We start from the raw sequence: 14,639 nt of genomic DNA, 5'->3' as shown, positions 1-14,639 counted from the left end.
TCACGATGCGTTCAATACCCCTCACGTTCTGTGCCGCCGCGGTGGCCGCGGCGACCCTGATGCCCGCTTCCGTCGCACTGGCCAATTCCGACTCGGACCACGAGGACTCACGGTCCCGGGCCACCCTCTCGGTCTCCCCGTCCTCCATCGCCCCGGGCGGTGAGGTCGACCTGGAGGTCGACGGCTGCAAGGGCAAGGAGGCCAAGGGGAACTCCGATGCGTTCGTCTCCGAGGCGCGCTTCTCGCCCGGCGGCGACCGCACGCTCTTCGCCGAGGCCCGGGTCCGCTCGGATGCCGAGCCCGGCGACTACGACGTCCAGGTGGTCTGCAAGGACGACAAGCGGACCAAGGTCTCCGCCGTCCTCACCGTCACCCACCGCAGCCGGCCCATGCCCGTCGCCCCGGTCCGGGCCGGCGGCGGAGGCACCGCCGTCCTCGCGGACCAGGCCGCCCAGCAGGACGGCCCCGGCACCGTCCACGCGGTGATCGGTCTCGCCCTGGCCGCCGTCGCGGCCGTCGCCGTCGCCTTCCGCAGCGTGCGACGCCGCCGCCCGGCCACCGACTGACATGTCCGCCTCGGACCACTCGGCGGGGCACGGCAGGCTGCTCACCGGAGTGGCCTGGGCCGTACTCCTGCTGGGTCTGTGGCTCTGGGGCCGCGGCATCACCGACGGCTCCGGCGCCGGCTCCGCCCCGACCACCGGCGACGTCGCCGCGGTCGGGCGGCCGCTGAGCGTACCCCTGCCCCCGCCCCACGACCCGATCGAGGGCGTCGCGCCGCGGAGCGTCGCGATCCCGTCGATAGGGATCCGGGCCCCCGTCGTCTCCCGGGGCCTGGACGAGGACGGGGCGATCACCCCGCCGTCCTTCGACACGCCCCAGACGGTCGGCTGGTACGGCAGCGGCACCCGGCCCGGCGCCGAGGGCCCCGCCCTCTTCGTCGGCCACGTCGACACCGAGACGAAACCGGCCGTCTTCTACGGGCTCAGCGCGGCCCGCCCCGGCGCCCGGGTCGAAGTGACCCGGACCGACGGCACCGTCGCCGAGTTCACCGTCGACGACGTCCAGGTCTTCACCCGTGCACGCTTCAACGCCCAGAAGGCGTACGGCCCCCGCAAGGACGGCCGGGCGGAGCTGCGGCTGATCACCTGCGGCGGCACCTACGACCGTGCGTCCCGCTCGTACACCGCGAACGTGGTCGTCTCCGCCTATCTCACCGGCGAGAAGTCCGCGGAGAAGGTGCGGGAGGAGGCACGGAAGAAGGACCAGGAGGAGGTGGGCGGGGAGGCCGCCGGCGCGCCGAGCGGCTCCTGACCCCTGCGGTACCCGGCCCGGCCGGCCGCCCGGTACGCCGGGCGCCGGCCGGGCCGGTCCTCGACCGCGGGGCGCGGGCCGCGGGAGTGGCCCGGCGCGGACACGGGAGGTCGGTGGCGTCCGGGTCCGCCGCACGCCCCACTGTAGGGGGTGCCAACTCCACTCACCCAACCCGTATCTGACGGAACGTCGATAACTGGTCACCCTCCGCGTGCGGACAGGTCGGACAGAGTGTGGTGAACCCGCCGTAACGGCTCGTCGACGATGTCGTGAGCGGCGGGGCCGGTCCCGGCCGCTGTGCCAGGATGGGCGGCGATGCGACACAGCGCCGCTGTCGCCCGAGGGGGAGTGGATGTACGGCAGCCACAACGGCCGGTTCGGTATGCGAGGGGTGGGCGTGGTCGCGGCAGGCGCCGCACTGCTGCTCGCGGGATGCACCTCGTCGGGCGACGGCGACGGCGGTTCCGGTGCCGGGAAGAACCCGGCGGCGATCGGCCAGCAGCCCAAGGGCACCGATCCGTACTGGGTCAATCCCGACGGGAACGCCGCCCGGCAGGTCGCCGACTACACCGAGGACGGCAACAGGAAGGACGCCGCCCTGATCCGCCGGATAGCCGGGCAGCCGGTCGGCGAGTGGATCGGCACGGACAATCCCGAGGCCGAGGCGAAGGGCTTCACCGAGGCCGCCGACAAGGCCGGCCGGGAGGCCCTGCTGGTCCTCTACAACATCCCGCACCGCGACTGCGGGCAGTTCTCCAAGGGCGGCGCCGCCGACGGCGACGCGTACCGCAGCTGGCTGGAGAGCGTCGCCAAGGGCATCGGCGACCGCGGCGCGACGGTGATCCTGGAGCCGGACGCGGTGCTGCACCTGGTCGACGGGTGCACCCCGCAGGAGTTCCACGAGGAGCGCTACGACCTGCTCAAGGGTGCGGTGGAGCGGCTCAAGCAGCTGCCGGGCACCAAGGTCTACCTGGACGCGGGCAACGCGGGCTGGCACACCCCGGACGCCCTCTTCCAGCCGCTGCGGCAGGCCGGTCTCGACGCGGCCGACGGGTTCGCGGTCAACGTCTCCAACTTCCAGACCACCGCGGTCAGCAAGGACTTCGGCAAGCAGCTGTCGGCGAAGGTCGGCAACAAGCCGTTCGTGATCGACACCAGCCGCAACGGCAACGGCCCGTACACCGGCGGCGACCCCGCCCAGACCTGGTGCAACCCGCCGGGACGGGCCCTCGGCGAGACGCCGACGACGTCCACCGGCGACGAACTGGTCGACGCCTACCTCTGGATCAAGCGCCCGGGCGAGTCCGACGGGGACTGCCGGGGCGGCCCGAAGGCGGGCGACTGGTGGCCGGAGTACGCGCTGGGGCTGGCCCGCAGCACCGGCTAGGGCCGGTGCCGCGGGCGGCGCGCCTACGGCACCTCCACCCATGTCCCCTCGGACGGTGTGCCCTTGTCGTCGGTGACGAACAGCATGTACCAGCCCGACGGCACCAGCGCCCGGTTCGCCGGCACGGTCACCGAGATCCCGCCGTCGGTCTGCTTCAGGCCGAGGGCCACCGAGCGCTGGTCGGTGTCGGTGACATGGGTGACCGCGCTCGGCCGCATCAGCTTGGCGGACTTGATCGAAGCTGCCTGGTTGGTGGTGAACACCGCCGTCCGACCGCGCTCGATCCTCTTCGGCCCGGCGGTCAGCTCGGGCTTCGAGTCCCGGTAGAGGTACGGCGGGGTGTAGATCTCGATGCGCTGCTCGAAGACGCCGGGCCGGGTGTCGGCCTTGTCCGAGTAGAGCGAGTCGGATCCGAAGATCATGACCCGGCCGTCGGGCAGCAGCACGGACCCCGAGTGGTAGTTGCGCCCCACTGCCGGGTCGGCGACCCGCTGGTAGGTGTCGGACTTCGCGTCGTACAGCCGCGCCTGCAGCACGTCGGAACCGCCGCGGCCGCGGTAGTCGTTGGAGCCGCCGGTGACCAGCAGGGAGTCGTCGGGCAGCAGGGAGGCGCTCGGGTAGCGGGTGCCCTCCTCCAGGGAGGCGCCGTCCTTGAACTCCGGGTCGGCGTCCTTGAGATCGACCAGCCGGGACTTCTCGCTCGACTTGTCGGACTCGCCGACCCCGCCGCCGCCGATCACCATGAACTTCTCGTCCTGCGCCGGAGGCAGCCGTACGGTCGCCGAGGTCTCCATCTTGTCCGGGTCGCTCAGGCCGGGGATCTTGGTGAACTTGTTCGTCGCCAGGTCCCAGACGCCGGGGGCGCGGCCCACCGTGGCGGGTCCGTAGCCCGCGTTCGAACCGGAGTAGAAGAGCTTCCCGTCGTCGAGCAGGAAGACCGCCGGATAGGTGGGGAACTTCCGGACGATGCCGGTGTACTCCCACTTCTTGGTCTCCGGGTCGTAGATCTCGTCCTTGCCGGGGACGATCTGCCCGATCTCGTCCAGGCCGGAGAGGGCGAGGACCTTGCCGTCCTTCAGCGTGGTGAGCGTCGGGTACCAGCGGGCCTCGTTCATCGGGTCGACGGTGATGTACTTCTCCGCGACCGGGTCGAACTCGAAGGCCTCCCGGATGCCCTGGAAGTCCTTCTTGTCGAGGGCCAGCTTCTGCGCGATGCCGTAGACGTTGCGGGTGTCCGAGCCGGACAGGCCCGCTATCCGGTAGTTGTCCTCGGCGCCCGTCTCGTACTTCGTGCCGGACTTCTGCGCCTCGACGTAGATCCGGCCGAGCCCGGGGTCGTTGCGCAGGAAGGCGCCGGTGTTCTTGTCGAAGACCTTCTTGGCCTTCTCCACCAGCACCGGGTCCTTGGTGACGAAGGTCTTGCCGTTGGCCTTGCCGGTGAACCGGGTGCCCGCCGGCAGCGTGACCGGCTTGTCCGGGTCCTCGTTGTGCACGATCATCAGGCCGCCGGCCTTGGTGACGTCACCCTTGAGCTTCTCGTACTGCTTGGTGCCGCCGGCTATGAGGAGCTTGCCGTCGGGCAGTTGGGTGTGGCCGGCGCAGAACATGTCCTTGGGCGTGGGGATGTTCTTGAAGGTGTTGGTCTTCGGGTCCCACAGCACCGACCGGAAGCTCTTCGCGTCGAAGTTCTTCTGGTTGTTGCCCGAGCCCGCGACGAGCAGCACCTTGCCGGTGTGCAGCAGCGCCGCGTGGATCGTGTTGATCCGGAACTCGGAGGGGATGTCCAGGAAGTCCCAGTGGCCGTTGGCCGCCTTGTACTCCGGCTGGTTGATCTTGTAATCGTGGTAGCGCTCGGTGCTGAAGCGGTACAGCCACGGCCCGTTCGCTCCCGCGAGCGCGAGAACCACCGCCGTACTGATCGCCATGCGGCGGGTACGGCGGCTCGGACGGTACTTCATGGTTTACGTCCCCCAAGGGCGATCTGCATGGTCTGTTCGTTGCCGGCCCAGTGCGGCTTGTCCTGCTGGGCGTGGGCCGGTGGCCCGCTCGGCGGTGGCGGGCCCGCACGGCGCTTCTTCTTCTCGGCCCGCATCGTGTACCGCCAGCCGAAGATCGGCGCCGCGGTGATCAGCAGTGCCAGCGCGGCCCAGGTGAGCATCGCCGGGTGGCTGTGGCCGAGGACGAAGGACGCCGCGATGGAGCCGGCGAAGACCAGGATGAAGAAGAGGTGGATGCGGAAGGTCCCGAAGAGGGTGTCGGGGCTGGAGGAGTCGCCCTTGGGCGTCACGACGAACGAGCTCTTGCGGCGCAGCACGGCGTCCATCAGGGAGCGTGCGTAGATCGGCGCGGAGAGCGCGGACATCATCATGCCGGCGAGACCGCCGGAGCCCTCGGGCTCGTGCGGCGAGACGTTGTGCCGGCGGTTCCAGATGTACAGGCCGATCTGGAGCGCCGAGGCGTTGCCGTACAGCATCATCCAGACGGTCGGGTCGATCTGCACACCCGAGGCGCCCATCCCGAGGAACAGTGCGCAACTGAGGGCCGCCAGGATCCAGTTCATGGCGGACATCGGATAGAAGATGATCATCATCGTGTAGTTGAAGAGCTTGCCCGCGGGCAGCGAGAAGAAGCCCTTCCAGTACTGCTTGAGGATCGTCTCGTACGTTCCGCGCGACCAGCGCAGCTGCTGGGTGAAGAAGTCCGTCCACGCGGTCGGGCCCTCGCCGACGGCCAGCACGTCCGGGGTGTACACCGAGCGCCACTTGCGGCCGGTGTGCGGATTGCGGGCGCGGTGCATCTCGAAGCCGGTCGCCATGTCCTCGGTGATCGAGTCGTACAGACCGCCGATCTGCTTGAGGGCCGAGATCCGCACCGCGTTGCTGGTGCCGACGAACATCGGGGCGCCGTAGCGGTTGCCCGCGCGCTGGATCAGCGCGTGGAAGAGGAACTGCTGCGACTCGGCGGCCTTGGTGACGAAGGTGTCGTAGTTGCCGTAGACCTGCGGGCCGATGACGAAGCCGACGTCCGGGTCGCGGAAGTAGCCGAGCATCCGCTCCAGGTAGTTGGGCATCGGGACATGGTCGGTGTCGACCGATGCGAAGAAGTCGTACGCGTCGCCGTGGGCTTCGAGCCAGGCGTTGTAGTTGCCGTGCTTGGTCTTCGCCCGGTGCGGGCCCTTGGCCTGGTTCCAGTGCGCCACGCCCTTGCGGGAGAAGTGGTGCACGCCCAGGCGCCGGCAGACCTCCTTCACCGCCGGGTCGTCGCCCTCGTCGAGCAGCCAGACGTGCATCAGCCCGCGGTGGCGGATGCGGACGGCGGCCTCCAGGGTCTTCGTCACCATCTCCAGGGGCTCCTTGCCCGGGACGAAGGAGGTGAGGAAGGCGACCCGGGTGCCGGTCTCCGGCACGACCGGGACCGGATCGCGCGCCACCAGCGTGGCGTGCGCGTTGGACAGGACGTTCAGGGTGCGGAAGAGCTCGATGAGACCGATCGACACCAGCATCACGATGTCGAGGATCAGCAGCGTGTCGTTCTTGAGGTTCGGGTCGCGCTGGGTCCAGTGCTCGGGCTGCATCAGCCAGGCGAAGAGACCGAGCGAGACGAGCGGCGCCGCCCCCAGCAGGAGTGCGGCGCGGATGCGGTGCGGCTCCTGGGAGAGGAGCGAGCGGTACTTCACGGTGTACGGCCTGGCCGGATCGGGCTGGGTCAGAGGCCCGGCGAGCCGGCTGTAGTGCTCGTAGTCGTACCGTGGCAGCGCTTTCTTCTGCCGCCGCCGGTGGCCCCCGGTGCGCAGCTGCGGGGGTATCCGAAGCTGTGTGGTCCGGGACGGGTCGTGGTCCTGCCGGGCGCCTGGCGGCGTCGACGTCATGGGTCATCCCCCTGCACGCAGGCGGGGCTGCGCGGTCGCTCGGTCGTTTCGTCCACCGCGTGTCCCCCTGGAACGCGGCCGACGGCTCAGTGGCGGGTCACCCTTCCTGAGACATGGAACGGTGCCCTTCCGGTTGCATGATGCCTGTTCGGCATTTGTTCGTGCACGAGGCCCCCACCCCGCCTTGCACACAACCGGAACTTCCCCCTCAAATGCCCCCAACTCTGCGGGTCTCCAGTCCGGTTGGCACTGACGGCCCCCAGACAGGTTGGCCGACCCCGGCCACGACCGCAAGGGTGAAACAGACTGTTAACCACTCATATGTGCGAAGTGGGAGGCTCTTGCGGAGAGGTGGTGCGGGGGCGTATGGAGAGTCTCTCGCGCCGCCCGGTGACCGTCGGGTGACTGTCCGCCAGGAATCGGCGAGCTGTGCGTGGGCGAGACGTTTCCTGTGAGGCGGCTGTGTGTGAGCCGCGTCTCATGATGCACCTCGTGATGCGTCCGGTGTGCGGGAACGAACAAGGCCCCCTCACGCGTGGTGAGGGGGCCTTGACTCTGCGTGCGCCGCCAGGGACTCGAACCCCGGACCCGCTGATTAAGAGTCAGCTGCTCTAACCAACTGAGCTAGCGGCGCCTGCTGACCTGGAGAACTCTACCCGATTCCCGGCCGTGCTCCTGACCAATTACCTCCCTTCACGGCCTGTCGGATGGTCGTTTTTTCACTTCTGTCCGTCAAAATGCGATATGTCAGGAGAGTTGAGACACTGACGCCCGTGCAGATGCGCCCAAAGATCTTGACGAGTGCGGGAGGGAATCGCATGACTGTGCCGGCCTTCGAGGAGTACGTACCTGCCATTGACTGCACCTGTGCGGGGTGCGCCGTCCAACGGCGGACCGCCGCCGCCGGTCTGCCGACGCGCCACGGAGGACATCCGGCCGCGCACGGAGCCCGCCGCGCGATGGTGCTGGTCACCGCAGCGGGGGTGGTGCTCAGCGCCGGTCTCGCGGAGAGCGCGAGCGCGGCGGTCGACCCGGCCCCGGTGGCCGACCCGGGAGCCGCGGCGGACACCGGACCCGCGACGGACACGGCCGATCCGGGGACCGGACCGGACAGTCCGCAGGGCGGCCCGGGTCCGTTGCAGGGCGCCGGGGCCTCCGGCCCGCCGGCCTCCCAGACGGCCGCGCCCGCCCTGCGCAAGACCACCCGCGCCGACATCATCAACCGCGCGAAGAAGTGGGTCGCGGCCCAGGTCCCGTACAGCATGGAGAAGTACTGGTCGGACGGGTACCGCCAGGACTGCTCCGGCTATGTCTCGATGGCCTGGAACCTGGCCGGCAACGAGTGGACCGGCAGCCTCGCCACGTACGGGACGCGCATCGCCCGGGAGGACCTCCAGCCCGGCGACATCCTGCTCTTCCACAACCCGGCCGACCCCGCGAAGGGCTCGCACGTCACGATCTTCGGCGGCTGGACCGACTACACGCACACCCACTACACGGCGTACGAGCAGACGAAGCCGCACACCCGCAAGCAGACGACGCCCATGGCGTACTGGTCCAACTCGGGCAGCTATGTCGCCTACCGCTACAAGGGGCTGACGACCGGGACCGGTGGCAGCGGCTCGACGACGACGCCGTTCCCGGGCGCCGGGAAGTTCGGCGGCGGCGCGGACAACGCCTACGTCACCCAGCTCGGCAAGATGCTCGTCGGCCGGGGCGGCAAGCGCTTCTACAAGGTCGGGCCCGGCCCCGCCTGGAGCAGCGCCGACCGGCAGGCGACCCAGGCGTTCCAGAAGGCCCAGGGCTGGAAGGGCAAGGAGGCCGACGGCATCCCCGGCCCCGACACCTGGCGCCTGCTGGTGAACGGAACCGGCCACGACATCCCGGCGGCCGGCGGTTCGGGCGGCTCCACGGCTGTCCCGGCCTTTCCCGGGCGGAGCTATTTCCGGCCGGGTCAGTCCAACAGCCATGTCGACAAGCTCGGCAAACAGTTGGTGAAGAAGGGATACGGCAAGTACTACCTGTCGGGCCCCGGACCCCGGTGGACCGAGGCGGACCGGCGCAATGTCGAGGCCTTCCAGAAGGCACAGGGCTGGCGGGGCACGGAGGCCGACGGCTATCCGGGCCCGGAGACCTGGCGGCGACTCTTCGCGTGACACGACGCACATGACGGAGGCGGGAATGCGATCCACGGTGTCGGACAGCTCCGGGAACCCGGAGAACCCGGACAGCCACCCGGAGTACCGGGAGGAGAAGGACGGGGAGGAGAGGTACGGGGCGGTCCCGGTACGGGAGTGGGTGGGGCCGGACGGGGCGGGCCGGGTGACGGACGCCTGGGCCGCGGCGGACGAGCGGGCCGGTGCGGCCGGCGGCTGGGCGGTGGGGGACGAGCCGGGCGTGTCGGGTGAGCCCGACGCACCTCCGGCCGCCGGGCCGGACTCCGTCGTCGACCTCGTGCTCGACCTGGTGCCGGGCGAGGGCGAACGCGAGCGCGGGGGCTCCGGCTTCGGCGCGACCTCGGCCTCGGTGTCGGTCCCGGGCCCGGCTGCCCGGGCCGACGGGGAGGACGACCCGGCCGACGCATCCGGCACCGAGGGGCCACTCGTCGAGGACAGTCCGAGCGCCTCGGGCCTGCTGCCCGCCCCCGCACCGGAGTCCGGTCCCTCGGCAGGCGCTGATCCCAGCGGCGGTTCCGGAGGCGAATCCGGCTTGGACCCGGAGGCTGCGGCGCGGGCGACCGTCGCCGAGACGGGGATGCTGGTGATGGCCGGAGCGGCCGCCCCCGAGACCCCCGCATCCGCGTCCGAGTCCGTCCCCGTGTCCGCCTCCGTCGTGTCCGCCCCGTCCCTGTCGGTGTTCACCGGCGAGGACACCGCCGAGATCCGTGCCGACATCCGTACCGACCCCCGCACCGACACCGGCCGGCACCAGGCCGTCATCGCCAACGAACGCACCGCCTCCATCCCCGTGCACCTGCTCTTCCGCGACGAGCCCGAGGCCGGCGCGGACGTCACCGCGCTGCCCGCCACCGTCGTGCGCAGGGCCGTCGGGGGAGAGCAGGCCGGGGTCCGGAGGCCGCCGGTGCCGCGGACACCGCAGGTGCGGCCCTCGACCAGGCCGGCCCCGGTCGCCGACCCGAAGCTCCACGAGCGTCCAGGCCCCGCACTGCCCGGGTGGGTCGCGCTCCTCACCGGGCTCGGCGGGATCGCCGCCGCCGGCGGGGTCCTGTGGTGGACCGGGGCGGTGCCCGCCCGGCTGCTGGCCCGGGCCGGTCTCGGGCCGCGCCCGTACGACGGGCTCGGCATGGGCGCCTGGGCGGCGCTCGCGCTGCTGGCGACCGTGGTGCTCTTCGCGCTCGGCGGTCTGAGCCGGGGCCGGGTCGGGTACGCATGGGTGCTGACGCTCTTCGGGCAGTACCGCGGCAGCGTGCGGCGGACCGGGCTGATGTGGGTCAGCCCGCTGCTGCTGCGCCGCCGGATCGACGTACGCCTGCGGCACTGGCGCAGCGAGCCGCTGCCCGCGATGGACGCCAACGGCACCGCGCTGCGGGTCGTCGTCCTCGTCGTGTGGCGGGTCAAGGACACCGTGCGGGCGACGCTGGGCATCGAGGACCACGAGGAGTACCTGCGGGAGCAGGTCGAGGCGGCCATGGCACGGGTCCTGTCCCAGCTGCCCGCCGACGCCTTCCACGAGGACGCGCACACCCTGCGCAACGCGGAGGCGGTCGGTGACGCGCTGACCCGGATGCTGAAGGCGGACTGCGAGCCCGTCGGCATCGAGGTGTACTCGGCCCAGCCGACCGGGATCGAGTACGCGCCGGAGGTGGCGGCGGCCATGCAGCGGCGCCGGATCGCGGCCATCGACGCCAAGCACCGCGACAGCGTGCTGACTTCGGTGGTGGACGCCGTGGACGACACCGTCAACCGGCTGACCGCCCGTGGCCTCGTGGAGCTCGACGACTACGAACGCAAGTCCCTGGTCAAGGACTTGACGGTGGCCTTCTACACCGGCCGCAGCGGTGGGGAGGGCGCCTGAGCCCGTAAGGCCCGCACCTCGGAGGCAAACGGAATCCCGCTCTCATTGGTCTGGACATGTTCATGCCGCGTCAATAATCTAGGCCTTGGTCTAGACCGCACCACCGCGCGCAGCAGTGCTCATGGAACCTCCCCCACGTCTCCGAGGAGCGGCAGCAATGCGTAAGAAGACAGGTGTGGCCCTGGTCGGTCTCGCGGTAGCGGGCGTCTCGATGTTCGCTACCAGCAGCGCCAGCAGCCACGGCTACACGGACAATCCCATCAGCCGTCAGAAGCTCTGTGCCAACGGCACGGTCACCAACTGCGGCAACATCCAGTGGGAGCCGCAGAGCGTCGAGGGCCCCAAGGGCTTCCCGGCGGCCGGTCCCGCCGACGGCGCGATCTGCTCCGGCGGTCACGGCGAGTTCGCCCAGCTCGACGACCCGCGCGGCGGGAACTGGCCCGCCACCAAGGTCACCGCGGGCCAGGGCTTCAGCTTCCGCTGGCAGTTCACCGCCCGGCACGCCACGACGGACTTCCGCTACTACATCACCAAGAACGGCTGGGACCCCACCAAGCCGCTCAAGCGCTCCGACCTGGAGTCGCAGCCGTTCATGACGGTGCCGTACAACAACCAGCAGCCCCCGGCCACCCTGACCCAGCAGGGCACCATCCCCACCCAGAAGACCGGGAAGCACATCATCCTGAGCGTCTGGAACATCGCCGACACGGCCAACGCCTTCTACTCGTGCTCGGATGTTCAGTTCTGACGTGTAGTCAGTTACCGTGCGGCGCCATGGGGAGCGCAGGCACCGTCGCGGAGCTCGTACAGCGCCAATGGGGCGACCACCGGCCCGGATTGAGACACGAGGGCACCGTCCTCAGTCATCACCAGGTCGCCTCGGGCGCTGCCGCACGGGCCGCGCTCCTGGCGGATCTGCTGCCCGCGGGCAGTGAACCGCACCTCGGGGTGCTGCTGGACAACACCCCGGAATTCCCACTGTGGTTGAGCGCGGCGGCCCTGGCCGGGGCCGCCGTCGCCGGCATCAACCCGACCCGCCGCGGGCCCGAACTGGCCCGCGACATCCTGCACACGGAATGCCGGGTGCTGGTCACCGAGCGCGCCCATCTGAAGCTGCTCGACGGACTGGCGCTGCCGGGCGTACGGGTGCTGGTCGCCGACACCGACGCGTACGCCGCGCTCCTCGCCCCCTACGCCGGTGCCCGGCCGGGCGACGCGGTCCTGAACACGCCCGCGCCCGCGACCCGGATGCTCCTCTACTTCACCTCGGGTTCCACCGGCGCGCCCAAGGCCGCGATCTGCACCCAGGGGCGGCTCGCCGCTGCCGGGAAGTCGCTCGTCGACCACTTCGGGACTGGCCGCGAGGACGTCCACTACATCTGCATGCCGATGTTCCACGGCAACGCGGTGATCGCCGACTGGGCCCCCGCCCTGTCCGCGGGCGCCGCCGTCGCCCTGCGCCGGCGCTTCTCCGCCTCCGGCTTCCTGGCCGACGTACGCGCGCACGGCGCCACGTACTTCACCTATGTCGGCCGTGCCGTGCAGTACCTGCTGGCCACGCCCGAGCGCCCGGACGACCGCGAGCACCCGCTGCGGCTCGGCTTCGGCACGGAGGCCGGTGCCGTGGACGCGGCCCGCTTCCGGGAGCGCTTCGGGGTGCGGCTGGTCGAGGGGTACGGATCCTCGGAGGGCGGCGCGGCGATCCAGCGGACCCCGGACACCCCGCCCGGCGCGATCGGCCAGGCGGCGGACCGCGACGACCTCGCGGTCGTCGACCCGGAGACGGGCCGGGAGCGGGTCGCCGCGGTCTTCGGCAGCGGCGGGAAGCTGCTCAACGGGGACCGCGCGATAGGCGAGTTGGTCAACCGGGGCCGTACCCCCTTCGAGGGGTACTGGCGCAACGAGGCGGCGGACGCGGCCCGGGTGCGCGACGGCTGGTACTGGACCGGGGACCTGTTCTTCCGCGACGCCGACGGCTTCCTGTACTTCGCGGGCCGCACCGAGGACCGGCTGCGGGTCGACAGCGAGAACCTGGCCGCAGCGATGATCGAGAACATCCTGGCCCGCTGGACGGACGCGGCCGCCGTGGCCGTCTACGCGGTGCCCGACCCGGTCGCGGGCGACCAGGTGATGGCGGCCCTCGCGCTGCGCGAGGGGGCCCGCTTCGATCCGGAGGCGTTCGCCGCGTTCCTCCGCGACCAGCCCGACCTGGGGACGAAGATGGCCCCCCGGTTCGTGCGCGTCGTCGGATCGATGCCCGTGACGGCGACGAACAAGGTCCACCGGGTCGGGCTGCGACGCGAGGGATTCTGGTCCGGGGGGCCGTTGTGGTGGAACGGGGAGGGCGGTCCGTACGTACCGTTCGGCGAAGAACGACTCGCCGCTCTGGTGGGGGAGTACGAGGAGCACGGACGTCATGAGCTGCTGTCCTCACACGGTGGGGGAGTGTGACAGGGCCGCCCGCCGCAGCTGGGTCACCGCCAGCACCGCTCCCAGCAGGAGCAGCAGCCCGCCGGCCACCGAGGCGTACTGCATGCTGTGCACGAAGGCGTCCCGGCCGATCGCGATGAGCGAGCCGTCGCCGGTGGACAGCGCCCCCGGCAGCGTCTTGCGCGCCGCCTCCGGGGCCGCGGCCGGCATGTCCGCCGTGTAGACCGCGGTCGCCACCGCACCCAGCAGCGCCATCCCCAGCGCCCCGCCGAACTCCTGCCCCGTCTCCAGCAGCGAGGCCGCCGAACCCGCCTTCTCCGGCGGGCTGGTGGACAGGGCCAGGTCCGAGACGAGCGCCATCACGGTGACGATCCCGCTGCTCATCACGGCCGCGCCGATGAGCAGGATCGCCAGCGAGTCCGTACCCGACAGGGCCAGGACACCGAAGCCGGCCGCTGCGATGACGAAGCCCGCGCAGATCACCCGGGCACGGTCGGTGCGCTGGGCGATCGCCGTGGCCGCCGGAGCGGCCGCGCCCACCGCCAGTGACGGGGCCAGGCTCCACAGCGAGGCCTCCATCGTGCTCATGCCGAGGACCGACTGCAGGTACTGGGTGGTGAAGAAGGACGAGCCCATCATGGCGAACGCGGCCAGCGCGTTCAGCCCGATCCCGGCGGCGAAGTTCCGGTCGCGGAACAGCTCCCGGCTGACCATCGCGTCGGTCCGGGTGCGCTGCCGCCGGACGAAGACCCAGCCGACGGCCAGCCCGGCGGCGATGACCAGTGCGTTGCGCAGATCCATCCCCTCGGCGGCGGTCTCCTTGATCCCGTAGACGACCGGGAGCACGGACCCCATCGACAGCGGCACGCTCAGGAAGTCGAAGCGGCCCGGGTCCGGGTCCTTGAACTCCGGTACCAGGACCGGCACCAGGACCAGCAGCAGCACCATCGCGGGCACGTTGATCAGGAAGACGGAGCCCCACCAGAAGTGCTCCAGCATGATGCCGCTGAGCACCGAGCCGAGCGCGATGCCGCCCGCCATGGCGCCGGACCAGATCCCGATGGCCCGGCCGCGCTGCCGCTCGTCGCGGAACATGTTCCGCACCAGGCCCATGGTCGAGGGCATCAGTGTCGCTCCGCCGATGCCGAGCAGGGCGCGGGCCGCGATGAGCATCTCGGGGCTGGTGGCGTAGGCGGCGCCGACCGATGCGGCGCTGAAGGCGACCGCCCCGAACAGCAGCAGCTTGCGGCGCCCGATGCGGTCGCCGAGCGAGCCCATCGTGATGAGGAGGCCGGCCAGCGCGAAGGCGTACACATCGAAGATCCAGAGCTGCTGGGTGGCGCTGGGTGCGAGGTCCCGGTCGATGGACGGGATCGCGAAGAAGAGGACGGACACGTCCATGGAGACCAGGAGGAGCGGCAGGAGCAGGACCACGAATGCGGTCCACTCCCGACGGCCGGCGAGATCGCCGGGGGCCGAGGCGGTGGTGCTCGCTGAGTTCGTCATGCCGAGGACTATACGAACGTGTAAAACGCTTGTCTAGTACGTTCGTTTAAAACAGTTGTACATCTTCGAGGGCAACGCAAAACGCACGAGGCGGTCACC

General features: G+C 70.8%; 10 protein-coding genes and 1 tRNA gene. 7 read left to right on the top strand and 4 right to left on the bottom strand.

The features are described 5' to 3' along the window. The first annotated feature begins 5 nt into the window (after positions 1-5). The 3 genes from OG408_RS14430 (at position 6) to OG408_RS14420 (ending at position 2,701) form a co-directional block, all read left to right on the top strand. A complete protein-coding gene (locus OG408_RS14430; RefSeq protein WP_266779153.1) occupies positions 6-566 on the top strand; it encodes a hypothetical protein in 561 nt (186 codons plus the stop codon). A gap of 1 nt (position 567) precedes the next feature. Further along, a complete protein-coding gene (locus tag OG408_RS14425; RefSeq protein WP_326670183.1) occupies positions 568-1,314 on the top strand; it encodes a class F sortase in 747 nt (248 codons plus the stop codon). Between the two features lie 352 nt (positions 1,315-1,666). Then, positions 1,667-2,701, top strand: coding sequence for a glycoside hydrolase family 6 protein (locus tag OG408_RS14420; RefSeq protein ID WP_326670181.1), 1,035 nt, complete (start codon positions 1,667-1,669; stop codon positions 2,699-2,701). A gap of 23 nt (positions 2,702-2,724) precedes the next feature. Here OG408_RS14420 and OG408_RS14415 read toward each other — a convergent pair whose 3' ends face one another. The 3 genes from OG408_RS14415 to OG408_RS14405 form a co-directional block, all read right to left on the bottom strand. Beyond that, the gene (locus OG408_RS14415; protein ID WP_266779148.1) at positions 2,725-4,659 is read right to left on the bottom strand and encodes a galactose oxidase-like domain-containing protein; all 1,935 of its coding nucleotides are present in this window, start codon (positions 4,657-4,659) and stop codon (positions 2,725-2,727) included. Continuing rightward, positions 4,656-6,569 carry a glycosyltransferase family 2 protein gene (locus tag OG408_RS14410; RefSeq protein ID WP_266779146.1) on the bottom strand — a complete coding sequence of 638 codons (1,914 nt, stop codon included), beginning with the start codon at positions 6,567-6,569 and terminating at the stop codon, positions 4,656-4,658. The genes OG408_RS14415 and OG408_RS14410 overlap by 4 nt, the downstream gene beginning before the upstream one ends. 560 nt (positions 6,570-7,129) lie before the next feature. Further along, positions 7,130-7,203, bottom strand: a tRNA-Lys gene (locus OG408_RS14405). Positions 7,204-7,387: 184 nt separating this feature from the next. Here OG408_RS14405 and OG408_RS14400 point away from each other — a divergent pair. From OG408_RS14400 to OG408_RS14385, 4 genes are all read left to right on the top strand, one after another. Then, the gene (locus OG408_RS14400; RefSeq protein ID WP_266779144.1) at positions 7,388-8,725 is read left to right on the top strand and encodes a peptidoglycan-binding protein; all 1,338 of its coding nucleotides are present in this window, start codon (positions 7,388-7,390) and stop codon (positions 8,723-8,725) included. Between the two features lie 25 nt (positions 8,726-8,750). After that, a complete protein-coding gene (locus OG408_RS14395; protein ID WP_326670179.1) occupies positions 8,751-10,604 on the top strand; it encodes an SPFH domain-containing protein in 1,854 nt (617 codons plus the stop codon). A 157-nt stretch (positions 10,605-10,761) separates the two neighbouring features. Next, complete coding sequence (locus OG408_RS14390) at positions 10,762-11,352, top strand: lytic polysaccharide monooxygenase auxiliary activity family 9 protein (protein ID WP_266779140.1); 591 nt, start codon at positions 10,762-10,764, stop codon at positions 11,350-11,352. 26 nt (positions 11,353-11,378) lie between these two features. Continuing rightward, positions 11,379-13,055 (top strand): AMP-binding protein, encoded by a 1,677-nt coding sequence (locus OG408_RS14385; protein WP_326670176.1) that lies wholly within the window; start codon positions 11,379-11,381, stop codon positions 13,053-13,055. Here the strand turns inward: OG408_RS14385 and OG408_RS14380 are convergent. Next, complete coding sequence (locus OG408_RS14380; RefSeq protein WP_266779136.1) at positions 13,035-14,540, bottom strand: MFS transporter; 1,506 nt, start codon at positions 14,538-14,540, stop codon at positions 13,035-13,037. The two genes, OG408_RS14385 and OG408_RS14380, sit on opposite strands and share 21 nt — an antisense overlap. Positions 14,541-14,639 lie beyond the last annotated feature (99 nt).

Source organism: Streptomyces sp. NBC_01257 (assembly GCF_035917255.1).
GTDB lineage: Bacteria > Actinomycetota > Actinomycetes > Streptomycetales > Streptomycetaceae > Streptomyces.
Note: the sequence above shows the minus strand (reverse complement) of the source record. Positions and strands in the feature narration are given on the sequence as shown.